This is a genomic window from Serratia proteamaculans (genome assembly GCF_946227095.1).
In the GTDB taxonomy this organism is placed as follows: Bacteria; Pseudomonadota; Gammaproteobacteria; order Enterobacterales; family Enterobacteriaceae; genus Serratia; species Serratia proteamaculans_E.
Genome location: NZ_CAMISV010000002.1, coordinates 81277 through 108169 on the forward strand (window position 1 = coordinate 81277; position 26893 = coordinate 108169).

Annotated in this window: 23 protein-coding genes and 1 riboswitch; of the genes, 16 read left to right on the forward strand and 7 right to left on the reverse strand. The window is 55.7% G+C overall.

The annotated features are described in order from the left end of the window. Positions 1–16: 16 nt before the first annotated feature. The 3 genes from OC597_RS04115 to OC597_RS04125 are packed head-to-tail and all read right to left on the reverse strand — an operon-like array spanning position 17 to position 3684. Positions 17–1054, reverse strand: a complete 1038-nt coding sequence (locus OC597_RS04115; RefSeq protein WP_262207648.1) for an ABC transporter ATP-binding protein — start codon at positions 1052–1054, stop codon at positions 17–19. Further along, complete coding sequence (locus OC597_RS04120) at positions 1051–2634, reverse strand: ABC transporter permease (RefSeq protein WP_261253912.1); 1584 nt, start codon at positions 2632–2634, stop codon at positions 1051–1053. Before OC597_RS04120 ends, OC597_RS04115 begins: the two co-directional genes overlap by 4 nt. Positions 2635–2667: 33 nt before the next feature. Further along, a complete protein-coding gene (locus OC597_RS04125) occupies positions 2668–3684 on the reverse strand; it encodes an iron ABC transporter substrate-binding protein (RefSeq protein ID WP_085116906.1) in 1017 nt (338 codons plus the stop codon). A gap of 353 nt (positions 3685–4037) precedes the next feature. On the opposite strand from OC597_RS04125, the gene OC597_RS04130 reads away from it, so the two are divergent. From OC597_RS04130 to OC597_RS04140, 3 genes are read left to right on the forward strand one after another with little or no spacing between them, the layout of a single operon-like run. Then, on the forward strand, positions 4038–4808 hold the full coding sequence (locus tag OC597_RS04130) for a COG4705 family protein (protein WP_261253915.1): 771 nt from the start codon (positions 4038–4040) through the stop codon (positions 4806–4808). Between the two features lie 30 nt (positions 4809–4838). Then, a complete protein-coding gene (locus OC597_RS04135) occupies positions 4839–5507 on the forward strand; it encodes a response regulator (protein ID WP_262207652.1) in 669 nt (222 codons plus the stop codon). Further along, entirely contained in the window at positions 5483–6811 is a 1329-nt protein-coding gene (locus OC597_RS04140; RefSeq protein WP_262207654.1) for an ATP-binding protein, read from the forward strand. The genes OC597_RS04135 and OC597_RS04140 overlap by 25 nt, the downstream gene beginning before the upstream one ends. A gap of 5 nt (positions 6812–6816) precedes the next feature. Here the strand turns inward: OC597_RS04140 and OC597_RS04145 are convergent, their stop codons facing one another. Beyond that, complete coding sequence (locus OC597_RS04145) at positions 6817–7701, reverse strand: LysR substrate-binding domain-containing protein (RefSeq protein WP_262207656.1); 885 nt, start codon at positions 7699–7701, stop codon at positions 6817–6819. A gap of 121 nt (positions 7702–7822) precedes the next feature. Between OC597_RS04145 and OC597_RS04150 the strand changes: the two genes are divergently transcribed. The 8 genes from OC597_RS04150 to OC597_RS04185 all read left to right on the forward strand — a co-directional run bounded on the left by OC597_RS04150 (position 7823) and on the right by OC597_RS04185 (position 17332). Beyond that, positions 7823–8218, forward strand: a complete 396-nt coding sequence (locus OC597_RS04150) for a VOC family protein (protein WP_261253930.1) — start codon at positions 7823–7825, stop codon at positions 8216–8218. Positions 8219–8339: 121 nt separating this feature from the next. Next, complete coding sequence (locus tag OC597_RS04155) at positions 8340–10004, forward strand: ABC transporter substrate-binding protein (RefSeq protein ID WP_262207658.1); 1665 nt, start codon at positions 8340–8342, stop codon at positions 10002–10004. A gap of 132 nt (positions 10005–10136) precedes the next feature. Further along, positions 10137–10311: riboswitch (M-box (ykoK) riboswitch) on the forward strand. 75 nt (positions 10312–10386) lie between these two features. Further along, positions 10387–11406, forward strand: a complete 1020-nt coding sequence (locus tag OC597_RS04160; protein WP_261253945.1) for a magnesium transporter — start codon at positions 10387–10389, stop codon at positions 11404–11406. Between the two features lie 142 nt (positions 11407–11548). Next, positions 11549–11641, forward strand: coding sequence for a protein MgtS (mgtS, locus tag OC597_RS04165; protein ID WP_314733035.1), 93 nt, complete (start codon positions 11549–11551; stop codon positions 11639–11641). 111 nt (positions 11642–11752) lie between these two features. Continuing rightward, positions 11753–11932: a hypothetical protein gene (locus tag OC597_RS04170; protein WP_099062981.1), complete on the forward strand. Its 180-nt coding sequence runs from the start codon at positions 11753–11755 to the stop codon at positions 11930–11932. A gap of 27 nt (positions 11933–11959) precedes the next feature. Beyond that, the gene (locus OC597_RS04175) at positions 11960–13342 is read left to right on the forward strand and encodes a cation diffusion facilitator family transporter (protein ID WP_261253955.1); all 1383 of its coding nucleotides are present in this window, start codon (positions 11960–11962) and stop codon (positions 13340–13342) included. Between the two features lie 211 nt (positions 13343–13553). After that, positions 13554–16658 (forward strand): efflux RND transporter permease subunit, encoded by a 3105-nt coding sequence (locus OC597_RS04180; protein ID WP_262208076.1) that lies wholly within the window; start codon positions 13554–13556, stop codon positions 16656–16658. Between the two features lie 41 nt (positions 16659–16699). Further along, complete coding sequence (locus OC597_RS04185; RefSeq protein WP_262207660.1) at positions 16700–17332, forward strand: TetR/AcrR family transcriptional regulator; 633 nt, start codon at positions 16700–16702, stop codon at positions 17330–17332. A 26-nt stretch (positions 17333–17358) separates the two neighbouring features. Here OC597_RS04185 and OC597_RS04190 read toward each other — a convergent pair whose 3' ends face one another. Further along, entirely contained in the window at positions 17359–19083 is a 1725-nt protein-coding gene (locus OC597_RS04190; RefSeq protein WP_262207661.1) for an ABC-F family ATP-binding cassette domain-containing protein, read from the reverse strand. 491 nt (positions 19084–19574) lie between these two features. On the opposite strand from OC597_RS04190, the gene OC597_RS04195 reads away from it, so the two are divergent. Further along, positions 19575–22001, forward strand: coding sequence for a DUF3772 domain-containing protein (locus OC597_RS04195; RefSeq protein WP_261253974.1), 2427 nt, complete (start codon positions 19575–19577; stop codon positions 21999–22001). Between the two features lie 49 nt (positions 22002–22050). Here OC597_RS04195 and OC597_RS04200 read toward each other — a convergent pair whose 3' ends face one another. Next, positions 22051–22224 carry a hypothetical protein gene (locus OC597_RS04200; RefSeq protein ID WP_165366349.1) on the reverse strand — a complete coding sequence of 58 codons (174 nt, stop codon included), beginning with the start codon at positions 22222–22224 and terminating at the stop codon, positions 22051–22053. Positions 22225–22399: 175 nt separating this feature from the next. Between OC597_RS04200 and OC597_RS04205 the strand changes: the two genes are divergently transcribed. After that, entirely contained in the window at positions 22400–22669 is a 270-nt protein-coding gene (locus OC597_RS04205; RefSeq protein WP_261463478.1) for a PTS sugar transporter subunit IIB, read from the forward strand. Here the strand turns inward: OC597_RS04205 and OC597_RS04210 are convergent, their stop codons facing one another. Then, entirely contained in the window at positions 22670–23602 is a 933-nt protein-coding gene (locus OC597_RS04210; RefSeq protein WP_099062988.1) for a LysR family transcriptional regulator, read from the reverse strand. A 123-nt stretch (positions 23603–23725) separates the two neighbouring features. On the opposite strand from OC597_RS04210, the gene OC597_RS04215 reads away from it, so the two are divergent. Genes OC597_RS04215 through OC597_RS04225 form a run of 3 tightly spaced genes read left to right on the forward strand, consistent with a single transcriptional unit; the run spans position 23726 to position 26865 of the window. Continuing rightward, complete coding sequence (locus OC597_RS04215) at positions 23726–24991, forward strand: ABC transporter substrate-binding protein (RefSeq protein ID WP_262207663.1); 1266 nt, start codon at positions 23726–23728, stop codon at positions 24989–24991. A 39-nt stretch (positions 24992–25030) separates the two neighbouring features. After that, complete coding sequence (locus OC597_RS04220; protein WP_261253985.1) at positions 25031–26023, forward strand: carbohydrate ABC transporter permease; 993 nt, start codon at positions 25031–25033, stop codon at positions 26021–26023. After that, complete coding sequence (locus OC597_RS04225) at positions 26020–26865, forward strand: carbohydrate ABC transporter permease (RefSeq protein WP_262207664.1); 846 nt, start codon at positions 26020–26022, stop codon at positions 26863–26865. Before OC597_RS04220 ends, OC597_RS04225 begins: the two co-directional genes overlap by 4 nt. Positions 26866–26893: the final 28 nt, after the last annotated feature.

Below are 26893 nucleotides of genomic sequence, written 5' to 3' on the forward strand. Positions count from 1 at the left end.
AGTGCCCCTTGCTGTATTACTCGGCAAAGATATGCGCCTGGCCGATGATATTCAGACTGACGTGAGAACCGGCGCGAATACCTTCGCGGCTGACGGTTTTAATCTCGATTGCGGTATCACTGCCGGTCATGCGCAGGTTTAAGGTGGAGACAAAACCGGCAAAATCGATGCTGGTCACCATCGCCTGGCTCTGCTGCTGTGCTTCGCACTGGCTGATTTGGATCTGCTCCGGACGCAGCATGATGCGGGCAGGGCCACGGCGCTGATGATCGTCCACGGCAATTCGCCCGAGCACGCAATCGGCCCAGCCTTGCTCAAGCTCGGCGGAAAGCACCAGCGTTTCACCTAAAAAGGTGGCGGTCGGCTCGTCCACCGGGCGCAGATAGAGATCCTGCGGCGGTCCAACCTGCGCCAATCGACCATTGCGCATCACTGCTACCTGATCGGCAAACGACAGGGCTTCGGTCTGATCGTGGGTCACCAGAATCGAGGCGACTTTGGCTTCGGCCAGCAACTCCGCCACGGCTTTGCGGGTCGCGGCGCGCAGGCCGGTATCCAGCGCGGAGAAGGGTTCGTCCAGTAACATCAGCTTGGGCTGCTGAGACAGGGCGCGAGCCAGGGCCACCCGCTGTTGCTGCCCCCCGGAAAGCTCGTGTGGCCACAATGCCCCCAGACGACGATCCAGCGACACCATTGCCATCAGCGCATCAATACGCAGTTGCTTGTCACGCTTGCTGCCTTTCAGGCCGAAACCGATATTGCCGGCCACGGTAAAGTGCGGGAATAACGCACCGTCCTGCGGTACAAAGCCTATACCACGCAGGTGTGCCGGTACCCAGCCGTTGCCGTTGGCCATCGGCTGGCCCTGCAGCATCACCTGGCCGCTGTCCGGTATTTCAAAACCGGCAATGATACGCAGCAGAGTGGTTTTTCCCGAGCCGGAAGGGCCGACAATCGCGGTGCGGCTGCCCTGTTGGACTTGCAAGTCAACATGCTCCAGCACCTTGACCGAGTTATAGGATTTACCGATGCCTTGCAGTTCAAGCGTGCTCATAGTCCCGCCGTACGTTTGGATTGAGAATAAAGAAGCCAGGTCAGTGGCAGAGACAATGCCACCATAATCAGGGCATAGGGCGCGGCCGCCACATAGTCAATTTCGCTGGTCAACGCCCAGAAGCCGGTAGCCAACGTACGGGTGCCGTTGGGGGCCAGCAGCAGCGTCGCGGTCAGCTCATTGGAAATGGCCAAAAACACCAGTGCCGCACCTGCGGCGGCACCCGGTGCGGCCAGACGCAGGGTGGTGCTCCACAGCGCCTGTGCCGGTGAACGACCAAGGCTGCGGGCCACATTTTCCAGCTCTACCGGGGCCTGAGCAATACCGGCGCGCAGGTTGATCAGGGCGCGTGGCATAAACATCAGCAAATAGGCCAGCAGCAGGGTGATTTCAGTCTGATAAATAGGCCGGAAGCTGTGAATGGTGATGGTCACCAGCGCCAGCGCCACCACAATGCCGGGCAGCGAACTGGTGACGTAATTGCAGCCTTCCAGTACCCGATACAGTCGGGCCGGGTAGCGTACCGACAGCCAGGCCATCGGGATGGCGCACAGGGTGATCAACAACGCACCGCTGGCGGCCAGTGACAGTGTTTGCAGCAATGCTGGCAGCAGTTCGGCGTTGCGCCATACTTCGAGCCCGCCCAGGGTCAGCCAGCGGGCCAGCGTAATAAAGGGCACGCCCAGCGCCAAGGCGGTGAGAATCAGGGGCAGCAGCAGGCCGAACAGGGTAGCGAGGGGGCCAAGGCGATAGGCCGTTTGACTGCGCGCACTGCCGGAACCGACGCGGGCATAACGCGCCCGACCGCGGCTGGCGGCCTCCAGCATCAGTAACCCCAGACAGCACAGCACCAGTACCCCGGCCAGCATATTGGCCGCCGGGCCGTTAAAGGTGGACTGGAACTGATCGAAAATGGCGGTGGTGAAGGTATCAAAGCGGATCATCGCATACAGGCCGTACTCAGCCAGCAAATGCAGTGCGATCAGTAGCGAACCACCCCAAATCGCCAATTTGAGCTGCGGCAACACCACGCGGAAAAATACCGCCAGCGGTCGCGTGCCGAGCGAAGTGGCAACGTCTTCAATACCGGGATCCAACCGGCGTAATACCGCAGCGGCCGGCAGGTAAATAAACGGGAAGTAGGCGATGACTGAAATAAAGACTCCGGCACCGAGCCCATGCATTGAGGGCACCAGGCTGATCCAGGCGTAGCTTTGCACGAACGCCGGAACGGCCAGCGGCGCGGTCGCCAGCAGTGACCAAATGCGACGGCCAGGTAGCGAAGTACGTTCAGTCAGCCAGGCCAGCGTCACCCCCAGAATGGCGCAAATCGGCAATGTGAACACCACCAACAGCAGGGTATTCAACAGCAGTTCGGCCACCCGAGGGCGGAATACCAGCGCTTTCACCGTTGGCCAACCGGTTTCAAACGCCACGCTAATGACAAAACCCAACGGCAACAACGCCAACAGGGAAAATAAAATGGCGGCCGCGACGATAAACAGCCCGGGCCGTTGATGGCGGCGGGCCGAAGCATAGCGTGGTGCCGTACCTGCGGCGTTGAAACCGATATTGGACATAGGGTTAAAAGCTCTCTGTACTGATCAACCGGCTTACATCAACCCGGCTTCGGTCATCAATTCGACCACTTTTTTGCCATTCAGCGCGGAAGCGTCAACTTTTGGCGCATCCAGCTCTTTCAGCGGAACCAGTTTCGGGTTAGAAGCCGCGTTGACGCCAACCGCATATTCGAAGGCGTTGTTGGTGCGCAGGATCTCCTGACCGTTTTTACCGGTGATCCACTTAACGAACGCCTGTGCCTGCTGCTGGTGCTTGCTGGAGGCCAGTACGCCACCGCCGGAGATGCTGACGAAAGCGCCCGGATCCTGGTGTTTGAAGTAATAAAGTTTGATGTTTTTACTGTTTTCGCCGGTCTTGGCACCGTCGACGAACGGATAATAGTGGTAGATAACGCCGCTGTCGATTTGACCGGCATTGACCGCTTTCATCACGGTGCTGTTGCCTTTATAGGCGGTGAAGTTGGTTTTCATCGCTTTCAGCCATTCCAGCGTGGCTTTTTCGCCTTTCAGCTCCAGCAAAGCGCTGACGATCGCCTGGAAATCTGCACCGGAAGGCGAGGCAGCCCAGCGGCCTTTCCATTCTGGCTTGGCCAGATCCAGCAGCGACTTGGGCAACTGCGCTTCGGTCAGTTTCGCCGGGTTGTAGACGAACACCGTTGAACGGGCGGCAATGCCGATCCAGCGGCCGTGCTGCGGACGGTATTGCGGTTCAACCTGCGCCAGCGTGGCGGCATCCAGCGGGGCAAACAGTTTGGCGTTATCCACCAACACCATCGCCGGGGAGTTTTCCGTCAGAAACACGTCGGCAGGGGACGCGCTGCCTTCCTGCACCAGTTGGTTGCCCAACTCGCTGTCGCCGCCGTTACGCAGGGTCACTTTAATGCCGGTGTCTTTGGTAAAGCCGTCCACCCAGGATTTCACCAGGTTTTCGTGCTGGGCGTTATAAATAACAATGCCTTCATCCTGGGATGCCGCATTGGCCGACAACGCCAGCATCATGGACGACGCCAACAGGGCAATCGGGCCGAGAGAAGAAAAACGCAGCTTCATACAGTCATCCTTTTTATTGAGGGAGTGCAGAGAAGTACAGTCAACAAGGCCTGACGGGCGTCGGGCTGCCCTGATTGTATATAAGAACATTAATAATGATAGTGAAAACGATTCGTATTAATTTATTTTTAGATTTCGCTCACTAATTATCTCACCCTAAGGAAAAATTAAGTTTCAGCCTGAATAATCTGCCCTGATACCTGATTTCCATCAGTATTTAATATATTTAAACGGGAACGCCCCCTTCATAACGTATGAATGGGTTGGACGATGGAAAAAACCTGGCCCCTAAGTCAGCGCTAAGTATTGGCTGTGATACTGACTCCTGTGTTTCTCAATAACAGGTGTTAGCTATGACCTTACCTACTGAAAGACCCGCCATTAATTGGCTAAACAAAGTGCCGGAAGTCACACTGTTTTTCTGGCTGATCAAAATGATGTCCACCACGGTAGGGGAAACCGCGGCGGATTACCTCAATATGGATCTCGGCTTTGGTTTGACCAATACGTCGCTGATCACCGGCGGATTGTTATTGGTGGCGTTGTTTTTCCAAATTCGTGCCAGACGTTATGTCCCGGTGCTGTATTGGATTGCGGTGGTACTCATCAGCGTATTCGGTACCTTGATCACCGATAACCTGACCGATCACTTTGGCGTTTCACTGGCTTATTCCACCGCCTTGTTCAGCGTGATGTTGGTTACCACCTTTATGATTTGGTACAACGCCGAGCGTACGCTGTCGATTCACGCCATTGATACACCTAAACGAGAACTGTTTTACTGGGCGGCAATCCTGTTTACCTTCGCCCTGGGTACGGCTGCAGGGGATTGGGTCGCCGAGGGATTACAGCTGGGGTATGGCTACTCGACGTTGCTGTTCGGTGCACTGATTGCTGTCACCGCCGCCGCACATTACCTGTTCAAAGCCAACAGCGTGTTGTGTTTTTGGATCGCCTACGTGTTGACCCGGCCGTTGGGTGCCTCCTGTGGCGATTTGCTGTCACAACCGGTCGGCAATGGCGGTCTGGGGTTGGGGGCCGCTGGCACCAGTGGTCTGTTCTTGGCGGCGATTATAAGCCTGGTCACTTACCTGACGCTGATGCAAAAGCGTCTACAGTATTAACTTTAGCATGATGGGTACACGGGAGGCGGCATGAGGGTGTTACTGGTTGAAGACGATGAGATGATCGGCGAAGCCATTCAGGATGCGTTGAAAGATGCCGCCTATGCCGTTGACTGGGTTAAAGGCGGGCAGGCCGCGCTCACTTCATTGGCCTGCCAGCACTACGATGTGCTGTTACTGGATCTTGGCCTGCCGGATCGGAACGGTTTTAGCGTGCTGACGGCGTTACGAGCCAAAGGCGACAGGCTGCCGGTGCTGATTATTACCGCCAGAGATGCACTGGAGGATCGGTTAACAGGCCTGGACAGTGGTGCCGATGACTATCTGCTCAAACCTTTCGATATCTCGGAACTGCTGGCGCGTATGCGTGCCGTCCTGCGGCGCAAAGACGGTAATGCCGCGCCGGTGCTCACCAATGGCCTGCTTTGGCTGGATCCCGCGTCACATGAGGCTTGCCTGATCAACAACGGGTTACGTTGTAACTTATCAAACCGCGAGTTTGCTCTGCTGCAGGCACTGATGTTGCGGCCCGGCAGCATACTTTCGCGCAGTGAGCTTGAGGAGCGAATCTATGGCTGGGGAGATGAGGTGGAAAGCAACGCGGTGGAATATCTCATCCATGCACTGCGTAAAAAACTGGGCGGTGAGGTGATAAAAAACATCAGGGGCGTGGGATGGATGGTGGCAAAAAACGGCTAAGGGATTCCCTGCAGCTCAAACTTTCTCTGGGTCTAAGCATCGCGATTATCGTCGTTGCTTTGGCTGCCGGCTGTTTTTCTTTTTATGCCTCCTTTGAGGAAGCTCACGAACTGCAAGATACCACGCTGACGCAAATTGCCGGACTGATCCGCAACGATAAGCTTTCCGGCCTGCAACAGCATGATACGGCGGCACAGAGTGACGATGAAGCTGCGGTGATAGTGCAGTTAATCCCAGCGATAGTGGATCCCTCATCGACGTCTTTTTTAGCGAACGTGCCGTTAAAAACCGGTTTTCAGACATTGCTGATTGGCGACGTATCGTTTCGGATACTGGTACGCCCACTCTCGCTGGACCTGCAGGTGGCGGTAGCACAGCGCACCTCAGAACGTGATGAAATTGCCCTGGAGAGCGCCTGGCGAACGCTAATTCCCTTGTTGGTTTTAATTCCGATTTTGCTGCTGGTTGTGGCCGATTTGATCAAAAAAAGCATGCAGCCGATCGGTCGTCTTGCCCGCGATTTGGAACTGCGGGGCGAACAGGATTTGACACCGTTAGCGGTCAATGAGCTTCCCAGTGAAATCGCGCCCTTTGTTGCTGCCATTAACCGTTTGTTTGGCAAGGTGGCAGGGGGTGTGGAAGCTCAACGCCGTTTTGTCGCCGATGCTGCCCATGAACTGCGTTCTCCGCTGACGGCGCTCTCCTTACAGGCAGAACGGCTGGGTACGACAGATATGCCGGAAATTGCGCAGCAGCGCATGAGGCGGATGTTGCAGGGCATAAAACGCACCAGACACCTGCTGGAACAGCTCCTGTCATTGGCACGGGTGCAGCAGAATAGTCAAGGTCCGATGACGCGGGTTTCGCTACAGGCCCTGTTTCGCTGTGTGATCGAAGATATGTTGCCGTTGGCCGAGGCCAAGAGTATCGATCTCGGGGTATGGCAACCGACAGAGGTTAATTTGACGCTTAACGAGGCCGATTTTTTTACCGTGGTGAGAAACCTGGTAGAAAATGCAATACGTTATACCCCGCCTGGCGGGGTCGTCGACTTGCAGGTCTGTATTGAAAGTGGTGAGGCGATAGTTACCGTTGAGGACAACGGCCCTGGCATTGCCATCGAAAATCGCCAACGGGTGCTGGACGCGTTTTACCGCATTGAAGGCAGTGGCCAGATCGGTGCCGGGTTGGGGTTATCCATCGTTAATGCCACGCTGGTGCATATGCATGGGCGAATTCAGTTGGAGGACAGTCGCCGCCACGCTAGCGGATTGAGGGCCAGCATTATCTTGCCGTACCCTTGAGGTGGTTACCTCATCATTTCTGCCGCCACCCAGTCGGCCAGTTGCGCCACGGTTTGCGGGTGCTGGCCATCAGGATTACTGACGAAATAGTGCGCGGCACCCGGCAACGCCCTATTGAACGGGGCGACCAACAGTCCAGTGTTCAGCGCGTGTTGAGCCATTAACTGACTGACGATCGCCACTCCCTGACCGGCAATCGCGGCCTGAATGACATGCGCTTCGTCAGTGAAACGGGGACCAGCGTCAATCTGCAATGCCGCCGGACCAAACTCGCTGCGCCAACGGTACCAATCTGGCGCCGGTTGGGGCACCCGACGGCCATCGGTATGGATCAGCGTGGCCAGCAGCAGATCCTCCGGTGTTTTCAGGGTTAGCTGCGGGCTGGCGACCAGCACAAAACTGTCCTGATACAGCAAGCGCGGTGTCAACTGCGCGCCAGGCTCTGCACCATAGCGCAGGGCAACATCTATCTGTCTGCTACGCAGATCCACGATGCCGTCATCGGCATGCAGCCGCAGGTCAATATTGGGGAACTGACGCATCAGCGCCGGCAGCCGGGGGACCAGCCAGTGGGCAATCATCGCGGTGGTGGCGGTTAACGTCAGGACTCTGGGCCGCTGCCTCTTCCCAATCTTTTCCGTCGCGGCTTGCAACAGGGCGAAAGCCTGAGCGGTCGCCTGCTGCAAAACCTTTCCGTCAGCGGTCAACTCCACCTTGCGTGGCGTTCTTTCAAAGACGCTGACCTCCAGCAGGCCTTCCAGCAGCCGGATTTGGTGGCTGATGGCCGTGGGTGATACCCCGATTTCTTCGGCGGCCAGCTTAAAGCTTTGCAGCCTGGCGACCGCATCAAAAGCCCGCAATGCACCCAGCGGCGGCAGTTTTCTTTTCATGGTGAGTTATTTTCATCTTTGGCTGAAAACTATGACTTTGAATTACCGCATGACGGCAAGTTATTTTCTTGAAGCAGCTTAGCAGATGAAAATTACTCAGCCAAATAACCAGGAGATAACCATGTCTGCATCATCGGTAAAACAGCTTCGTCTGGTGATCACCACCGAAGATTTTGATAACGCTTTGTCCTTTTATCGCGATCGGCTTGGGCTGACTCAGGTTGACGCCGTGCCGCCGGACAGCGGCAGGGTGGCGATCCTCGAAGCGGGCAAGGCCACGCTGGAACTGGTTGAGCCGGCCACGGCGGCCTACATCGACAATATTGAAGTGGGTGAACGCGTCTCCGGTTGGGTGCGGGTGGCCTTTGAGGTGACGGATATTGCCGCAACCACCGCCAGCCTGGCACAGGGGGGAGCACAGGTGCTGTCTGAACCCCGGCTTACGCCGTTTAACTCACTCAATAACCGGTTGGAAGCGCCAGCCGGATTACAGTTAACGCTGTTCCAACCCTTATAAAAACAGACCCGTCAAAATGGCGGGTATTCTTTTGATTATGAAAGAAATTCATGTTGATGCATGGGCGCAGTTTTGGTTATGAGTCATAGCGTTTAATCATTTAATTTATTCAACTGCTTCAATGTATATATACGTCGACAAAACACCAATAAGGGATATCGATGTGAAGTATTCATTCAAGCTTAAAGGATTGACTGGTCTAATCCTCTTGTCTTTACAGGCTGGCATCGCGGTTAACGCTGCCGAGGTACCGGCAGGGACTCAACTTGCCGCCACGCAGGAGCTGGTACGGGCCAATGGTTATGAGCCTGCAACACTGGATCCGAACCTGGCGGAAAGCAACGTGGAGTTTTATATCTTCAATGATCTGTTTGAAGGGTTGTTGCGGGTCGGGAAAAACGGTGAGGTGATCCCCGCACTGGCGACCCAATGGGAAAATCAGGGCAATGTCTGGACCTTCCATCTGCGCCCGGAGGCCAAATGGTCGAACGGCGATCCGCTGACCGCCGAGGACTTCGTTTTTAGCTGGCGACGGCTGACCGACCCGAAAACGGCTTCTCCCTACGGCAGTTATCTGGCATCGGCCTACGTACTGAATGCTGCGGAAATCAACGCCGGCAGTAAGCCGCCGAGCGAACTGGGAGTGAAGGCGCTGGATGCGCATACCCTGCAGGTGACACTGGCCGAGCCCAACTCTTATCTGCTCAAGCAGTTGGTGCATTTCCCCGTGCTGCCGGTAAACCAAAAAGTGGTGGAGAAATACGGCAAAGACTGGACACAGCCAAAAAACTTTGTCGGCAACGGCGCTTTCCGGTTGGCACAGTGGGTGGTGAACGAGAAGGTGGTGGTAGAGCGCAACAGCCAGTATTGGGATAACGCCCACACGGTGCTCAGTAAGGTGACTTTCCTGCCGCTGCAAGGGTTCCCGGAGGTGGCGCGTTTCCGGGCCGGTGAGATTGAACTGGGTTACAGTGCGCCGCCGGAACTGTACCAACAGCTGAAAAGCAGCCTGGGTGAGGAGCAATTGGTGACTTATCCGCTGCTGTCGACCAGCTACTTTGCCTTTAACAACCGCCAGGCCCCATTTAACGATGTACGGGTGCGTCAGGCGTTAAATCTGGCGCTGGATAAAGAGATTATTGCCACCAAAGTGTTGGGCTATGGCCAGCAGCCGGCCTGGACTTTTACCCCAACCGGGGCTGGCGGCTATACCTTGCGGGCCGGTGAAGCGGCGGGGTGGTCACGTGAGCAACGTATTGCACAGGCGAAAAAACAGCTGACCGCAGCCGGTTTTAACGCGGAACATCCGTTACGCTTTACCCTGCTGTACAGCAACGACCCGACCATCAAGAAGATTGTGATCGCCGCCAGTGCGATGTGGAAAAAGAACCTCGGTGTGGAGGTCACCTTGCAAAATCAGGAGCGCAAGGTGGTGCTGGACAACATCAACAATGGGCAATACAGCGTGGCTTTCAGCCGTTGGTTGGCGGACTACAACGATCCCTCGACGTTCCTGAACGTGTTCCGCTCCACCAGCAGTGAGAACTCGGCCAAATACGCCAATCAGAATTACGATCGCGTGTTGCATCAGGCCACTGCCGCCCAGACGCCACAGCAGGTGCAGCAGTACTTCCAGCAGGCCGAAGACCTGTTGTCGGCAGAGACGCCGGTGGCCCCGGTTTACTACGAAGCCAACGCTACGTTGATCAAGCCCTATGTAAAGGGCATCGACTTTACCCGACAGGGCCCGCTGTACGATAAAAACGTGTATATCATCGCACATTAAACTCCTAATAATGCGGATTGGGAGGATTCCGATCCGCTGTTAATTACTTTTTCTAAATGTTTCATAAACGGTCAGCCAGATTTTTACCCGAAAATAAAAAACCGCGTCTATACTGCCTCCCGTAGTTTATATGCAGTATCTCGTTTGGCGAGGCTCCTATACAAACACAGGTTACTGATCTGACGACATCGAGAGATGCCCAAGGTTAAGACAGGCTTTATCGGATTAAGGTTCAGCCCAAAGTAACTTCTGATGAATAGCATCAGATACGTTGTATAGTGCTAAAACCTGGACGCGGAGATAGGCTGTCTGCACTCCCTCTGTGGTTAACGCCCCTATGCGATTCGCTGTTGAAGTTTAAACAGAAATAGGGACTAACATAATGAAGTCACATCACAACTCCCCCTGTTCGGCACTGACCGCAACTGAAACTCTTGATGAGTCTTCGGTAGCTGGCTATATGAATGCCGATTTTATTACGATCCCAGGCAATATGACGGTGAATAAAGCCAAGGCGTATTTTCTTTCGCAGCTTAAAACCGACGAAATTCCGACGCAGCTGTTTGTCACCGCCGACGATTATCATTTGCGTGGCACGCTGTCAGTTAAAAAATTATTACAGTGTGAAGACCACGATAAAGCCGTTGGCGTCATGATCAATCACAGCTATTTTCAGGTTTCCCCGGATGACGATCGTAATGACGTCGCCCATTTATTGGGTAAGGGCGGGCTGGACGTGGTGCCGGTGGTGGTGAATAAAACCCTGGTCGGCGTGCTGGGCGAAAAAGAAATTGCCCGGCTGATTGAAGACGAAAACACCGAAGATGCGCAACGTCAGGGCGCCAGCCTGCCATTGGATAAACCTTATCTGGAGACCAGCCCCTGGGCATTATGGCGCAAACGGTCGGTATGGTTACTGATGCTGTTTGTCGCCGAGGCTTACACCGGTAATGTGCTAAAGGCATTTGAAGAACAGCTGGAAGCAGCGATCGCGCTGGCATTCTTTATCCCGCTGCTGATCGGTACCGGCGGCAACAGCGGTACCCAGATTACTTCAACCCTGGTACGGGCCATGGCGCTGGGTGAGGTTAGCCTGCGTAATCTGGGCGCGGTGATCCGCAAAGAGGTGTCCACCTCACTGTTGATCGCGGTCACCATTGGCATCGCCGCCTGGGTGCGGGCCTGGATCATGGGCGTGGGGATGGATGTGACACTGGTGGTCAGCCTGTCGCTGGTGGCGATCACCGTCTGGAGCGCCATTGTTTCCTCGATTATCCCAATGCTGCTCAAGCGATTGGGGATCGACCCGGCCGTGGTTTCGGCACCCTTTATCGCCACCTTTATTGATGGCACCGGTCTGATTATTTACTTCAAAATCGCCCAGTACATTCTGGAGATTTAAACCGTTATCCGCTCCGTGTTGCAGCCGGAGCGGGCATTTTATCTCACTGAACAGGAGGAAGGTAAATATCCATGAGTAATGACAATCCCCACTTTTTAATTAAAGGGGCTTCTATCGATATTAGTTAACTGAGGACGAAATAATGGGAAATATGACAATTTTTGTAGGATTCCTGAGCATTATCAGCTCGCTGGGCCTGTTAGCCGCCTATCTGAGCACCAAATGGGATGATTAATGAACGCTAAAGATCCGCCTGGATGCATCCTCTCCGTAGGTTTTATTTACGTCGGGGAGGATGCGCTTAAACACTGACCGCCTGGAGCGCCTTTCAGGGAGTATTACCACCATGACTATTTTTATTCTTGGCCTGCTTTATGCCATTTTGATGATCTCTGTCGGTGTGAATGAGATTTATTTTTATTCAACCGGAAAATCAGAATTCCTTTCTAGTTTACTGCTGACATTCTCGGGTACTATGCTGCTGGTTGCTTTTGTCTGGCAATGGTCGACTAAAATAAAAAAATGAATTACCTATTTGAATGTGAGCCGTAATATGCAAAACGAAAAAGAATCCGTTGCCAGAAATTCCATGATAGCCAGCGGGCTATTGGCGACTGGTAAATTTATTGCCGGTATTTTTACCGGCAGTATCGGCCTTATTTCCGAGGGGATCCACTCGCTTACCGATTTTGTTGCCACCAGCATCACCTGGCTGGCGGTGCGTATCAGCGACAAGCCGGCCGATGATGACCACCATTTCGGCCACGGCAAGGTTGAAAACCTGGCGGCGCTGTTTGAAGTGCTGCTGCTGTTGGGCGCAGCAGGCTGGATTGTTTATGAGGCAGGTAAAAGCCTGCTCGGCGAAGCCCATCAGATTGTCGCCGCACCGGTGGTGATCGCCGTGCTGTTGATCTCGATTGTGGTCGACTTCTTCCGCGTCAAGGCGCTGAATCGCGTGGCCAAGGCCACCGACAGTGCGGCTTTGGAAGCTGATGCGCTGCACTTCTTCTCCGATATGCTGGCTTCCGCCGTGGTGTTGCTGGGCATGGTGTTTGTCCTGTTGGGATTCAACCGGGCAGATGCTATTGCCGCGCTGATCGTGGCCTGTTTTATTGTGGTGGCAGCGATAAAACTGGGGAAACGCTCGTTCGATTCCCTGATGGACATGGCGCCAGCCGGTGCCAAAGAAGAAATCAGCGCTTTGCTCGACAGCTTTCCGGCGATCTTGGCCACCGAGAGTATCCGTATTCGTAACGCCGGTGCCATTGTGTTTATTGAAGTCACCGTTGCCGTTTGCCGCACCTTGCCACTGGAGCGTATCAACGCGTTGAAACAGTCTATTGCCGAGCGTCTGGAACAGCAGTATGCCCACGCCGAGGCCACGGTGATTGCCAATCCGCAAATCCGCAGTGATGAAGACATGGCAACCCGTATCCGGGTGATCGCCGCCAATCACGGCGCAGTGGTACAAAATGTGGCGTTACAGCAACTGCCGGAACGGATGTCGATCAGCATGGATCTGGCGGTGCCAGCCAATGCCAGCGTGGCGCAGGCCCACGATATTGCCAGCGAGATTGAAACCCTGTTGCGGCAGGCGATAGGTGAAGATACGGAGATCGAAACGCACCTGGAGCCGCAGATGCACCACTGGATCGCCAGCGAGGATGTTGCGCCGGACCAACTGGCAAGCATTCGCCAAATCCTACAGACGGTGGTGGAGAGCGGTGAGATGGTGCAGGACGTCCATAACATCCGCGCACGCAAAACTGCCAACGGCATTATCGTCAATTTCCATTGTCGGGTTTCCCCGGCGGCCTCCATTGTGTCGGCGCACGCGGCGGTGGACAGCATTGAGCGCCAGCTGCGTGCGCTTTACCCAGAAATTTCCCGAGCAGTAGGGCACGTCGAGCCGATCAAACCCAAATCCAGCATTTGAATCCCGCCGTCATTGATCTGTATTAATCGCCGCCAGGCAGCGCGCTGGCGGCAATTCTCTAGATGAACCTTCCGAGTGACAATGTCACAAAATAGTAAAAAGCTCTGCCGTTGATGAGATCGGTTGCTGACTTGTTTGTTTAGTTTATTTACTTTACTGTAAAGTAAATAAACGGATGCTGATTGTCATTATCCTGAGTGAGGGTTACACCATGCTGGCGCATTTCTTTGTTTTTCGACCGGTGTTCGCCGCCGTACTGGCTATTTGCATTATGGCGGCGGGCATTCTGGCTTTGCTGACTTTGCCGGTGGAACAATATCCGGATATCGCGCCGCCCGGCGTCACCGTCACCGCCAACTATCCGGGAGCGGCGGCAAAAACGGTGGAAGACAGCATCACGCAGGTGATTGAGCAGCAAATCAAAGGGATTGATGGCCTGTTGTATTTTTCATCGACCAGCAGTTCCGCCGGTCAGGCACGTATCAGCCTGAGCTTTGATCAGCAGACCGATCCGGATATTGCTCAGGTGCAGGTACAGAATGCGGTTAACCAGGCCAACTCGCGCCTGCCGCAGGAAGTGCAGCAGCAGGGCATTACCGTCACCAAATCGCAGGGCGACAGCCTGATGGTGGTGGCGCTGTACGATACCAGCGGGCAAATGGATAACGTCGATATCAATGACTACCTTGTCAGCTCACTGCAGGATCCGTTGAGCCGGGTGGACGGGGTTGGCGAGACGACGGTGTTTGGCGCGCAATACGCCATGCGCATTTGGTTGGATCCGCTGCGTTTAACCAGCTACGGCCTGATGCCATCAGACGTTCAGGCGGCGGTAGAGGCGCAGAATGCGCAGGTGACCAGCGGTGAGTTGGGATCACTGCCAACCGAGCCCGGTCAGGCGATGAATGCCACCGTGACGGCCCAATCACGGCTGCAAACGCCGGAACAGTTCAGCAATATTATTTTAAGAACCAACACCGACGGCTCAGCGGTTTATCTTCGCGACGTTGCCCGGGTTGAGATAGGAGCAGAGAATTATCAGAACCAAACCCGGCTGAACGGTTATCCGGCTGCCGGCATTTCCATACAGTTGGCCTCAGGTGCCAATGCATTGGCGGTGGCCGAAAGCGTGCGTGCCGAGGTTGAACGTATGACCCCGCAGTTTCCCGCTGGCTTAAAAGTGGCCTATCCACGCGACAGCACGCCCTTTGTCACGGTATCAATTGAAGGCGTGGTGCAGACGCTGATCGAGGCGATTATTCTGGTGGTGGTGGTGATGTATCTGTTTTTACAGAACTGGCGCGCCACCTTGATCCCGGCGATTACCGTGCCGGTAGTGTTGTTGGGCACCTTTGGCATTCTGGCGCTGTTGGGCTACAGCATAAATACCCTGACCTTGTTTGCCATGGTGCTGGCGATCGGTCTATTGGTGGATGATGCGATAGTGGTGGTCGAAAACGTCGAACGCGTCATGGATGAGGAGGACTTGCCACCACAGGAGGCGACACTGCGCTCGATGAGCGAGATCAACAGTGCGCTGATCGGTATTGCGCTAGTGCTGTCTGCGGTGTTTATTCCAATGGCGTTCCTCGGTGGCTCCACCGGGATTATCTACCGTCAATTCTCGATTACCATTGTTTCATCCATGGTGCTGTCAGTGCTGGTGGCACTGACGTTAACGCCGGCCCTGTGCGCCGGTTTGCTGCGTCCGTCATCCCATGGCAAACGCGGTTGGTTTTTCAGCCGATTTAACCGCGTGGTCGACCATAGTCAACAGGCTTACGGCCGTGGTTTGGCGCACATTCTGGCGCGCAAAGGGCTATATAGCCTGGTGGCATTGCTGATTACCGGCCTGATGGTGTGGCAATACTTGCGCATGCCGACCGGTTTTTTGCCGGTAGAGGATCAGGGTTCGGTGATGGTGCAATTTACTCTGCCCTCCGGTACGCCGATGGCGAAAACACAACAGGCCGCCGACGCCATTGCCGACTATTTTATGACCGAAGAAAAAGACAACCTTAGCGTTATTTTTATGGTGGTCGGGCGTAACAATGCCGGCAGCGCACAGAATGTCGGCATGGCGTTTGCGGAGTTAAAAAATTGGGATGTGCGTGACGGCAGCGAGAATACCGCGCAGGCGATCATTGCCCGCGCCAACCAGCATTTTAAAAGCGCTCGTGACATGCAGGTCAACGTGCTGTCACCTCCGGCGGTACGCGGTTTGGGGCAATCCAGCGGTTTTGAGTTATGGCTGCAGGATCAGAGCAATGCTGGCCACGACGAGCTGCAACAGGCGCAGCAACAGGTGATTGCCACCGCGACTGATAACCCACTGCTTACCGCGGTACGGGTGAACGGCCTGGAAGACAAAGCGCAGCTCCAGGTGGATATTGACCAGCAGAAGGCCAGCGCGCAAGGGTTGCAACAGGCAGATATTAACAACACGCTGTCGGCGGCCTGGGGGGGCGCTTATATCAATGACTTTATCGATCGTGGGCGGGTGAAACGCGTTTATATGCAGGGGGATCCCGCCTCGCGTTCCGCGCCGGATGACATTAATCAGTGGTTTGTTCGCGGCAGCAGCGGCAGCATGGCGTCATTCGCCAGCTTTGCCAATACGCGCTGGCTTTCCGGGCCGCAAATGCTGCAACGCTTTAATGGCTTATCGGCCACTCAATTGCAGGGGTCGTCGGTGTCAGGCGAGAGCTCGGGTACGGCCATGGCCCAGATGCAGGGCATTATCGCGGAGGTGGCGGGATTTGGGCTGGAGTGGAGTGGGCTTTCCTATCAGGAACAGGTGGCCGCAGGCCAAACGCTGTGGATCTATCTGGCTTCCGTACTGTTTATTTTTCTGTGCCTGGCGGCACTGTATGAAAGCTGGTCCATTCCGATCGCGGTGATGCTGATCATTCCTCTGGGAATTGTCGGCGCGGTGCTCGCTACACGGCTGGCAGGGTTTGAGAACGACATCTATTTTCAGGTGGGTATGCTGACCACGATTGGGCTATCGGCCAAGAATGCGATCCTGATTATCGAGTTTGCCGAGGCGCAGATGAAATCAGGCCAGGCACTGTTGGCGGCCACACTGGAGGGCGCACGCCTGCGTTTGCGACCTATCGTCATGACCTCGCTGGCCTTTGTCGCCGGGGTGATCCCGCTGGCGCTGTCGGTGGGGGCCGGTGCATCAAGCCGCCGTGAGATAGGGATTGCGGTGATCGGTGGCATGATTTCTGGCACACTGTTGGCATTGTTATTTGTCCCGCTGTTTTTTGTGCTGGTTAAACAAGGGCTGGCACGCTTAAAAAGCAAAAGATAATCCTTTCGACATGATGTCTGCATGGCAGGAGTAAATACACCATGAACAACCGGCAACCGGGGCGTCCCATGAAGGCCAAACCGCGAATATTGGCCACTGCCAGCGAGCTGTTTTTGACCCAGGGGTTGGATATTTCGCTGGATGTGATCGCCACCGAGGCCGGCACCACCCGACAAACGCTGTACAACCATTTCCCGGGGAAAGATGCGCTGGTGCTGGAGACCTTCGGTTATCTGAAGGAGCTGATGCAGCCGCCGCTAAACACCCTCCTGGCTGGAGAGACTCAGGACTTATCGTCGGTGCTGATGCGTTTTGCTACCGTGGTGCAGGATCACTTTTTTCAGAGCAAAAATATTCACTTTCAGCGCTTGCTGATCCAACTGTTACAGCAACGGCCGGAATTATATGCCACTTTGCAACAGCGAGAGTCCGGGCGGGTTCTGCAAGGGTTAGTCAGTTTATTGCAGCAGGCGCAGCAGCGAGGGCAACTGCGGCTCGGCGACGTTGAACTGCAGGCACAGGCATTTTTGGGTGCCGTGATGGGTTACTCACTGCCTGCGGCGCTGTTGTCTGACGAACTGCCGGATAAGGCCCATTTGCAACGGCTGGCTATCGCCACGGTAACGATCTTTTTGCGTGCCTGGGGTTATCAGGGCGAGATGCCGGTGGAGTGAGGCCGCCCGTGGGCGGCCTGTGAAGGTTAGTCCAGATTTAACCGGGCGCTGAGGGTGACAATTTCTTCGCGCCATTGCTGTTGCAACTGGGTTTTTTGATGCTTGGGTTTGCGTGCCAGATCCTCCTGCAGTTTGCTTTCCAGTTCAAACAACGCGGCCAGCAGCCGCTCTTCGTCATCATGCGCCAACGGATGACTGACGGCCCGGCTCGCTGCGGTTACTGGCGCAGCGTCGCGCACTTCTGCCAGTCGGGCATAGACCGGCTCCAGGTCTTGCCACTCTTCCAGCCGCTGATGGTCAATTAACCAGAAACGGTTGCAGCTATTTTCGATCAGCATCCGGTCGTGAGTGACCAGTATCACGGCGCCTTCAAACTGACGCAGCGTCTGTGCCAACTCTTCCTTGCCTTCCATATCCAGATGGTTGGTCGGTTCGTCGAGTAACAGCAGCGAATGGTTAGCCAGCGTCAGACCAACAAACAGCAGGCGTGAACGCTCGCCGCCGCTCAGGGTACTGATGCGTTGTTGATGACGCAGATAAGGGAAACCGGCGCCAATCAACGCCATTTTCCGCTGGTCTTCGGTCAGCGCTGCGAAGTGGGTTAATGCTTCGCTCAGCGTGTCGTCATCATGCAACTGTTGCAGACTTTGATCGTAATACCCAATGCGTACCCGCGGATGGAAAACCGTTTCCCGCAGGGACGCGTCCTGGTATTCCCGCCACAAATGATGCAGCAGCGATGATTTACCGCAGCCGTTACGCCCGACGATGGCGATGCGGTCCCCGCTTTTGACTCGCAATGGTTCAAGCCGGAACAGCACCGGCGCATCGACCGCCGGGCGCACTGCCAGTGGTGGCAGTGCCAATAGACGATCGGCATCCACGGCTTCCCCCTTCAGCCTGAGCCGCCACTGGCTGCCCGCGCTGAGCGTGGTTTGTTCTTCTTTCAGCCGGTCAACGCGCTTTTCCATTTGCTTGGCCTTGCGGGCCAGATCTTCGTTATCGTAAACCTTGCCCCAGATGGCCAGCCGCTGGGCACTTTTCGCCACCCGGTCGATCTCTTTCTGCTCCGCCTGACGGCGATGGGCATCGGCGGCATCCTGTTCCTCCAGCGCCTGGCGCGCCGCAGTACAGGGCAAACGGAAGAACTGCAGGGTTTTGTCACGCAGGATCCAGGTGCAGTTAGTCACCTGATCCAACAGGTAACGATCGTGGGAGACCAGCACAAAGCTGCCGGACCAGTTTTGCAAGAACTGCTCCAGCCACAGCAGCGTGGGCAAGTCCAGATGGTTGCTGGGCTCATCCAGCAGCAGCAGGTCGGGTTGGCGGATTAACGCGCGCGCCAACAGCAAGCGGGTGTGTTGGCCACCGCTCAGGGTACCGGCGGTCAGCGTCCATGACGCTGGCGCAAAACCCAGACGGGCCAGCAGCACTTCGCCTTGCCAGCTTTCACTGACGCGTTGATTTTCTGGCAGCCGGGCCAGTACCGCCTCCAGCAGGGTATAGCCGTGCAGGGTTTCGGGCAGGTGTTGTTCTACCCGCGCCATCAAACATTGGTGGGCCGGGGTCACGCTGCCGATGCCGGCAGGCAGATCGCCACTGAGAATTTTAAGCAGAGTGCTTTTGCCACAGCCGTTGTGGCCGATTAAACCAATGCGGTCGCCTTTCTTCAGGCTAAAAGAAACCTCAACCAGCAGAGGGCCGAAATTGTTGTCGTAACCGACAGATTGTGCAGAAAGTAGTGTGCTCATTGCTTACTCAAGAGTTACAGGCATGCAGATGCCTATCGTCAAACATCGCTGACGACAACCCGGTAAGCCGGAGGGAAGGGACTTCAGATTTTAGTAAACTTCGCTCAAGCCTGGGTTATCGCAGCACGATACCGGTAATGCTTGAGCAGCCGTGATTACTATAGAAGTGTGAGTAAAAAAATAATTCACACATCGGCATAGTAATCCTCCTTTTATAACGTTGGTTAATGAGTGAGCTGAGTATAGGGCGCTTTGGTCGGTTACGCCACTGTGAATTACCCGAGTTATCAGTGCAGTAAACGGAAACCGCTGTCGGGATTATGCCAAGAGAGGCGGTGGTGAAAATAATCGTGCTGAATGGGAGTAATACTGATATTTAAGCGCAGATTAAGCAGTTATCATAATCACAGTTTATGATTAGCCAGGCGGGTCGGTAAATACCGGCCCGCCTGTTTCGTCTGTCTATCATGCAAACGCTGAGCACCGAATTTATGTTAAAGCCCCGCCAGATTATTCTGTTCCTGTTCCTGCTGTTTGGCCTGCAGTTAGCGCCGCTCACCAGCGCGGCTGCGCAGGATGATGCCCCGGTTGCCGAAAGCACGCCGGACACCGCCACCGCGCTGAAGAACTACCAAAAACAGTTGGACAGCATCAAGCAGCAGGTCTCCAAAGCTGACAACGATAACCAGCTCAGCAAGCTGAAGTTGGCTAACGACGATCTGGCTGCGGGGCTGGACAAACTGGCGACCGATCTGCAACCGGCGCAGGAAAAACTGCAGGGGCAGTTGGACGTCCTGGGCCCGCAGCCGGCGGCCGGTTCGATGGCTGAAACCGCCGCCGTGGTACAGCAGCGTAATGCCTTGAATAACAGTAAAAAGCAGTTGGACGATGCGGTAAAACGCGCGCAGGCCATGAAAGCCGGCGCGATCGACCTGGGCCAACAAATCAGCGATTTGCGCCGTGTGGCGTTCAAAACCCAATTGGCGTTGAACACCGGCAGCGTGCTGGGCGGCAAGTTCTGGTCGCCGGTGGTACAACCTGCGGACAGTGACGTGCAGCGATTGAATGAGTTCAATACTGCGATGAAACAGGCCTGGGATGCCAGTTGGCAGGAAGAGTGGCGCTACGGCACCCTGGGCTTGCTGGTGTTAGCGGTAGTTATCTGGTCATGGGGGCGTTATTTCTCCGAACGCTTTCTGGCCTGGGTGAGCATCCGCTTTCTGCCGGACGGGCGTTTACGCCGCAGCTTTATGGCCATGGTCACCGTCAGCGTTACGGTGATCACCACCAGTATTGCGCTGAATCTGCTGTATCTTACTTTTACCCGTGCGCAGCCTTTGCCGGGGATGCTGGAGGATTTCGCCGAGGGCTTTAATCGACTGGGGATTTTCTGTGCGCTGATTGCCGGGCTGGGCCGCGCGACGCTGTCCCTCAACCGCCCGTCTTGGCGTCTGGGCACGATGGATGATGCCGTTGCCGCCGGCCTGCGCTATTTTTCGCCGCTGTTGGCGGGGCTAACCTTGGCATTCGGCTCGATAGAACTGGTCAACAACGTGGTGAGCACCAGCCTGGCCACCACCATTTTCGGCAATGGTCTGGTTGCCGGATTAATCGGCATGGTGCTGTTGGCGATGCCGCTGCGTTCCCAGCGTATCCGCCGCCAGTTGGAACAGCAGGGCGAACACGTAGAGAAACGTTCCACCATCAGTGGCTTGTTGCACATGAGCACCCTGGTGTGTTCAGTGATTATCCTGTTCTCACTGCTGGTGGGGTATATCGCCTTCGCCCGCTTCCTGACCTATCAGGTGATCTGGATTGCCCTGGTGTTGATGGCATTCTATTTCCTGCTGATGTTCGCTACCGACCTGTGCGGGGCGATATTTTCGCCGCAGACCGCCAGCGGTAAAACGCTGAAAAAGTCGTTTAACTTTAAGGATCGTCATTTGGAGCAGATGGCGATTATCTTCACCGCCATTGCCAAGTGTTCGCTGCTGTTATTGATGATTGTCTCGCTGTTTAACGGCTCGTTCGGCACCACCACGCCCAACTCGTTGCTGGACAAGATCATCGCCATCCTGAGCGGTGAAGGGCTGCAGCGGTTGAATATCGTGCCGGGCAACCTGATCAACTCGGTGATTTGCCTGGTGATTGGCATCTATATTCTGCGGGTTACTCAGCGCTGGCTCAGCCAGGAACTGCTGCCGAAAACCATTTCAGACATCGGTATTCGCGCATCGCTGGTTACGCTGTTCAGTAATGTGGGTTATGTGCTGCTGATCCTGATCACCCTGGCGGCACTGGGTATCCAGTGGAACAATCTGGCGTGGATCGTCAGTGCGTTGTCGGTCGGTATTGGTTTTGGTCTGCAGGAAATCGTGAAGAACTTTATTTCCGGACTGATCCTGCTGACCGAACGGCCGGTAAAAGTGGGCGATATGATCGGGATCGGTGGCGTGGAAGGGGATGTGCGTCGCATTAACGTGCGTGCCACCGAGATCCAGCTCAGCGACCGTTCGACGATGATCGTACCCAACTCGCAGCTCATCTCGCAAAACGTGCGTAACGCCACCATGGGTAATGCGCAGGGCGTGGTGACTATTGCGCTGACCTTCCCGACAGATATCGACCCGGAGCAGGTGCGCAATATTCTGCTGAGTGCCTACCAGGAGTATGAAGCCATTCAGGAAACCCCGGCGCCTTATGTTCGCTTTAGCCAGCTCGGCCCGGACGGCATTATTCTCAGCGTGACCGGCTATGTAGCCAGCCCGCGTATGGTTGGCGCCACTAAAAGTGAGCTGCTGTTCAATATTCTCAAGCTGCTGCGGGCTGAGCGGGTCAATATGTCCAGCCCACAGGAAGTGGTGTTTATGAAACAGCAGGCGAAAAACCTGACCAACGACGAAGAACAATCTTCGTAAGCTGCTGGCTTCTACGGCTGGTCTTGCGGGGCCGGACGTAGGAGTAAACTCAGTGCATCGCCGGTACCACGGACTGCGAACAGTCGCTGTTGGCACTGGCGGAAGAGTTATTACAGGTCTGTGGATCATTATGCACCGGCGGTGGCGGCACATCCTGCGGGCCGCCCCGGCCCATACAGCCGGAAAGCATCAGCAGTAAAAACAGGGGGATCATCGCTTTCATTTCACTTACCTCCGAACTCATCATTCCATTAAGTATATGCCCTGAAAGGCACTCCCACCGCCCAATGATGCGCTATAGATGGCGTCTATATCAGAGTGGATGAAACCAATTTCACTTCAACCTGCCGTCGGCTCTATGCTGTTGTTGCATAGGGCAATCTCATTCAGGGGGCATCATGGAAACACATCAATTGGCGGCATCACTGCTGGCCGCGTTCGGCGGCGCGGAGAATTTGGTCAAACTGCGCTACTGCGCCAGCCGTATCAGGGCGGAACTGCACGACGGCGGACGGCTGGATAGGCAGAGCATCGAGGGGCTGCCTGGCGTTAAAGCCTTGCTGGAGGTGGAAACGCCCCAGTCGACCACCGAGTACCAGTTGGTGGTCGGACCGGGGAATGCCAAACCCTTGTATCAGGCGCTGGTCGCGCTGGGTGGTGAGAAGTAACTACAGCAGCGGGCGGATCTGTTCCAGGTGCTGCTGCATTAAGCTTTGCATCTGCACCACGTGGGGCGCATCCGCCTTTTCGCGCATCAGGTAAATACCGACGGTGCAGCGTTGGCCTGGCTGCGTCAACTGCAGCGGCTCAATGCCGTATTCGGCAAAATACCCTGCCATACAAGAAGGATAGGCCAGCAGCACCGCATCGGAGTCGTTGATCATATCCACCGCCGACATCATTGAATTGGTCGAACAAATCACCCGTTCCGCTAGGTGCAGGCGGTTGCGCGCCAGTTTTTTCGGCTGCATATCTTCCACCATATGATGATAGCGGCTTTCATCCGGCGTCAGCTCAACGCAAGAGTAGTCCAGCAGCGCATCCGGCCCCACCGGTTGGCCCAGCAATGGGTGTCCGCGCCGCACGAACATGGTGTCGCGGGTACCGAACAGCGGCAGAAAGCTGATGCCTGCCTTGGGGTTCAACCCCTGAATTTCGTGGCCGATAAACAAATCGATATCCCCGCCCAATAACAGGTCCATCAGGCGCAGGTGGTTACCCAGATCGATATGGATATTCACCATCGGGTGGAGTTGGCGGTAGGCATTGAAGCTGTCACGTACAAACATGTACCACCAGGCATGGCCGGTGCCCATGCGCAGGCTCTGCTCCTGACGCGCCTTGATAAACGCCAGTTTGATCAGCGTATTGTCATAAATTCGCTGCATCATCTGCGCCTGTTCCAGCAGCAAATCGCCGTACTCGGTGGTTTTCACCCCGGTGGAGGTGCGCTCCAGCAGTTGCACCCCCAGATTCTCCTCCAGCTTCTTCATGTTGTGGGTCAGCGTCGGCTGGCTCAGGCAAAGCTTGTTTGCCGCATGACTCACATTTTTGAACATCGCTACTTCGATAAATTGCCGCAGAATTTTGTCCACGATCATATTTTCCACTGGTGGTATAGAAAGTTTCTATATCGTAGCGGTGAAAAACGATTTCCGCCAATGACCCGCCTTCGATAGCTTGCTCTCATGCCGGTATTTCCAGCCGCCACCCGAGAGGATGCAATGAGAAGATTGATTCCGAGTATGGTTGCCGCCGCCCTGGCGCTGACGTCCGGTCAGGTTGTGGCCGAGACGCTGCGCATGCAGTGTGCGCCCAGTAAAGAAGGGCGCCAGTACTGCAATGAGATTAAGCAGCGTTTTGAGGCTCAGACCGGCTATACCCTGGAGTTTATCGATCTTCCCCCGGCCTCTGATGAAAAGCTGTCGTTGTTCCAGCAACTGTTTGCCGCCAAAGATGCCAGCGCCATCGATCTGTTTCAGGCAGATACCGTATGGATTGGCGTGCTGAACAAACACCTGTTGGATCTGACCGACAGCGTGGCCGACATCAAGCAGGATTTCTTCCCTGCTGCCTGGCAAAACAACGTGGTAAACGGCCGTGTGAAAGCGGTACCGGCTTATCTGGACAGCGGCGCGCTCTACTACCGTAAGGATCTGCTGGAAAAATATGCTGAGCAACCGCCGGTAACCTGGGCCGATCTGACCCGTATCGCCACCCGCATTCAGCAGGGTGAACGTGCCGCCGGTCATAAAAACTTTTGGGGACTGGTGTTCCAGGGCAAATCCTATGAGGGGTTGACCTGCAACGCCCTGGAGTGGGTGGCTTCGCAGAACGGCGGCAGTTTTATCGACGCTCAGGGCAATATCACCATCAATAATCCCCAGGCGGCACAGGCGCTGGATATGGCCGCCGACTGGATCGGCAAAATCACCCCGAAGGGCACGCTGGGTTACATGGAAGAAGAGTCGCGGGCGCTATTCCAGAACGGCGATGCGATGTTTATGCGCAACTGGCCATATGCCTACGTTTTGGCGCAAGACAGCAGCAGCGCGATCCGCGGCAAAGTGGGTGTGATGCCGTTGCCGAAAGGGGCTGACGGGCACTCGGTCAGTGCACTGGGCGGCTGGCAGTGGGCGATCAACGGTTACACCAGGCACCCGCAGGCGGCAATAGCGCTGCTGAAAATCGTCAGCGACGCCGAATCACAAAAAAGGGCGCTGGCACTGATGGGCCAGGCCCCTTCACGCACCGCGTTATACGACGATCCACAGGTGTTGGCGCAGGCGCCTTATCTGGCGGACTTCAAGGGCATTTTCGCCCAGGCGATGCCACGCCCGGCCACCCAAACCAAACGGCAGTATGCGCAGGTCTCCAGAGCGATCTACAACGCCACCTTTAACGTATTACGCGGTGACAGTGACGGTGTCACGGCGGTAGCGGATTTACAGCAGCGACTGGAGCGGATCAAAGCCAGAGGATGGCGTTGAAAGCAGGGCAATCATCCATTAACCGCCGGAGTCTGATGCATGAAACGCAATACTGAGGCTTTATCCCTGACGGTCACGCCCGCTTCCGCGCAGGCACGGCCGGCCAGACGCAGCAAGCTTAATCACCAGCAGCGTCGCAGCCGTATCGCCTGGTTGCTGGTGGCCCCGGCGATGTTGTTGCTGGCGGCGGTGGCAGGTTGGCCGCTGCTGCGCACCCTGTTTTACAGCTTTACCGATGCCATGCTGGACGCACCGGACGACTACCGCTTCGTCGGTTTCGCCAATTACCTGGATCTGACCGAAGGCGGCCACCATTACGGCGTGCTGGCAGATCCGCTGTGGTGGCTGGCGGTAGGCAATACATTGCGTTTTAGCCTGCTGTCGGTGTCGCTGGAGCTGGTGTTCGGCATGCTGCTGGCGCTGTTGATGAATCAGAAGTTTCGCGGCCAGGGGTTGGTACGCACCGCCATTCTGGTGCCCTGGGCCATTCCGACCATTGTTTCCGCCAAGATGTGGGGCTGGATGTTCCACGATCAGTACGGTGTGGTGAATGACCTGTTGCTCAAGACTGGCATTATCGCCACGCCGTTGGCCTGGGTGGCGGAGCCGGGGCTGTCGATGTGGGCGGTGGTGATTGCCGACGTCTGGAAAACCACGCCGTTTATGGCCTTGATGCTGCTGGCCGCGTTGCAACTGATCCCCGGCGATCTGTATGAGGCCGCCCGGGTCGATGGGGCCAACGCCTGGCAGCGTTTCCGCCGTATTACCCTGCCACTGATTATGCCGGCGATGATTGTCGCGCTGATTTTCCGGGTGATGGATGCGCTGCGGGTGTTTGATCTGATCTACGTACTGACCTCCAACAGCGAGGCCACGGTATCGGTATCCGGCTATGCCCGCGATCGCATGGTCAGCTATCAGGAAATGGGTGCCGGTTCGGCCGCTTCGGTGCTGGTGTTTATGATGGTGGCAGGCATTGCCGCCTGTTTCCTCACGCTGGGCCGCCTGAATGACAAGGAGAAACGAGCATGAAACTGAGCCGCCAACAACAAAAATACGGCCATAAGACGCTAATCTTTGCCAGTGCCGCATTGGCCAGCATGATCTGCCTGTTTCCATTTTATTATGCGCTGATTACCTCGTTACGTTCCGGGCAGGATCTGTTCCAGGTCGCCTATTTACCGGGCAACCTGCACTGGGGCAATTACCTGACCGCACTGATGGATAACGGCATTGCCCGCAGCCTGTTGAACTCAATTGCCGTGGCGACGCTGACGGTAGGTATCTGTCTGCTGGTGTCGATTACCGCCGCCTTCGCCCTGGCGCGCATCCGTTTTCGTGGCCGCAAATACCTGCTGTTTACCATCCTTTGTGTGTCGATGTTCCCGCAGGTGGCGGTGTTATCCGGCATGTTCGAACTGGTGCGTTTTATGGGGCTGTATGACTCGCTGGGCGCGCTGGTGCTGTCCTATACCACGTTCTCACTGCCGTTTACCGTCTGGGTGTTGACCACCTTTATGAAGGCGATCCCGGCGGAGCTGGAAGAAGCGGCGATCGTCGACGGCGCCGGCACCTGGACCATCATCACCCGCATCTTTGCTCCCATTATGGGGCCGTCGCTGGTGACCACCGGGCTGCTGGCCTTTATCGGTGCCTGGAATGAATTCATGTTCGCCCTGACCTTTGTTATCTCCAGCGGCAAACGCACCGTGCCGGTGGCGATCGGCATGCTGCAGGGCGCCTCTCAGTACGAACTTCCCTGGGGCACCATCATGGCGGCCTCGGTCATCGTCACACTGCCGATCATCGCACTGGTGCTGATTTTCCAGCGCCGTATCGTCAGCGGATTAACCAACGGCGCAGTAAAAGGCTGATTCTCGATTAACCCTAAGCAGGAGCAAA

What these genes read in the sequence shown, in the direction of transcription:
- OC597_RS04135 (WP_262207652.1), top strand. Translation starts at nt 4,839, where the DNA reads ATGAGGGTGTTACTGGTTGAAGACGATGAGATGATCGGCGAAGCCATT.
- OC597_RS04140 (WP_262207654.1), top strand. Translation starts at nt 5,483, where the DNA reads ATGGATGGTGGCAAAAAACGGCTAAGGGATTCCCTGCAGCTCAAACTT.
- OC597_RS04220 (WP_261253985.1), top strand. Translation starts at nt 25,031, where the DNA reads ATGAAACGCAATACTGAGGCTTTATCCCTGACGGTCACGCCCGCTTCC.
- OC597_RS04120 (WP_261253912.1), bottom strand. Translation starts at nt 2,634, where the DNA reads ATGTCCAATATCGGTTTCAACGCCGCAGGTACGGCACCACGCTATGCT.
- OC597_RS04215 (WP_262207663.1), top strand. Translation starts at nt 23,726, where the DNA reads ATGAGAAGATTGATTCCGAGTATGGTTGCCGCCGCCCTGGCGCTGACG.
- mgtS (WP_314733035.1), top strand. Translation starts at nt 11,549, where the DNA reads ATGGGAAATATGACAATTTTTGTAGGATTCCTGAGCATTATCAGCTCG.
- OC597_RS04125 (WP_085116906.1), bottom strand. Translation starts at nt 3,684, where the DNA reads ATGAAGCTGCGTTTTTCTTCTCTCGGCCCGATTGCCCTGTTGGCGTCG.
- OC597_RS04200 (WP_165366349.1), bottom strand. Translation starts at nt 22,224, where the DNA reads ATGAAAGCGATGATCCCCCTGTTTTTACTGCTGATGCTTTCCGGCTGT.
- OC597_RS04145 (WP_262207656.1), bottom strand. Translation starts at nt 7,701, where the DNA reads ATGAAAAGAAAACTGCCGCCGCTGGGTGCATTGCGGGCTTTTGATGCG.
- OC597_RS04170 (WP_099062981.1), top strand. Translation starts at nt 11,753, where the DNA reads ATGACTATTTTTATTCTTGGCCTGCTTTATGCCATTTTGATGATCTCT.
- OC597_RS04180 (WP_262208076.1), top strand. Translation starts at nt 13,554, where the DNA reads ATGCTGGCGCATTTCTTTGTTTTTCGACCGGTGTTCGCCGCCGTACTG.
- OC597_RS04190 (WP_262207661.1), bottom strand. Translation starts at nt 19,083, where the DNA reads ATGAGCACACTACTTTCTGCACAATCTGTCGGTTACGACAACAATTTC.
- OC597_RS04150 (WP_261253930.1), top strand. Translation starts at nt 7,823, where the DNA reads ATGTCTGCATCATCGGTAAAACAGCTTCGTCTGGTGATCACCACCGAA.
- OC597_RS04160 (WP_261253945.1), top strand. Translation starts at nt 10,387, where the DNA reads ATGAAGTCACATCACAACTCCCCCTGTTCGGCACTGACCGCAACTGAA.
- OC597_RS04130 (WP_261253915.1), top strand. Translation starts at nt 4,038, where the DNA reads ATGACCTTACCTACTGAAAGACCCGCCATTAATTGGCTAAACAAAGTG.
- OC597_RS04175 (WP_261253955.1), top strand. Translation starts at nt 11,960, where the DNA reads ATGCAAAACGAAAAAGAATCCGTTGCCAGAAATTCCATGATAGCCAGC.
- OC597_RS04225 (WP_262207664.1), top strand. Translation starts at nt 26,020, where the DNA reads ATGAAACTGAGCCGCCAACAACAAAAATACGGCCATAAGACGCTAATC.
- OC597_RS04205 (WP_261463478.1), top strand. Translation starts at nt 22,400, where the DNA reads ATGGAAACACATCAATTGGCGGCATCACTGCTGGCCGCGTTCGGCGGC.
- OC597_RS04115 (WP_262207648.1), bottom strand. Translation starts at nt 1,054, where the DNA reads ATGAGCACGCTTGAACTGCAAGGCATCGGTAAATCCTATAACTCGGTC.
- OC597_RS04195 (WP_261253974.1), top strand. Translation starts at nt 19,575, where the DNA reads ATGTTAAAGCCCCGCCAGATTATTCTGTTCCTGTTCCTGCTGTTTGGC.
- OC597_RS04155 (WP_262207658.1), top strand. Translation starts at nt 8,340, where the DNA reads ATGTATATATACGTCGACAAAACACCAATAAGGGATATCGATGTGAAG.
- OC597_RS04210 (WP_099062988.1), bottom strand. Translation starts at nt 23,602, where the DNA reads ATGATCGTGGACAAAATTCTGCGGCAATTTATCGAAGTAGCGATGTTC.
- OC597_RS04185 (WP_262207660.1), top strand. Translation starts at nt 16,700, where the DNA reads ATGAACAACCGGCAACCGGGGCGTCCCATGAAGGCCAAACCGCGAATA.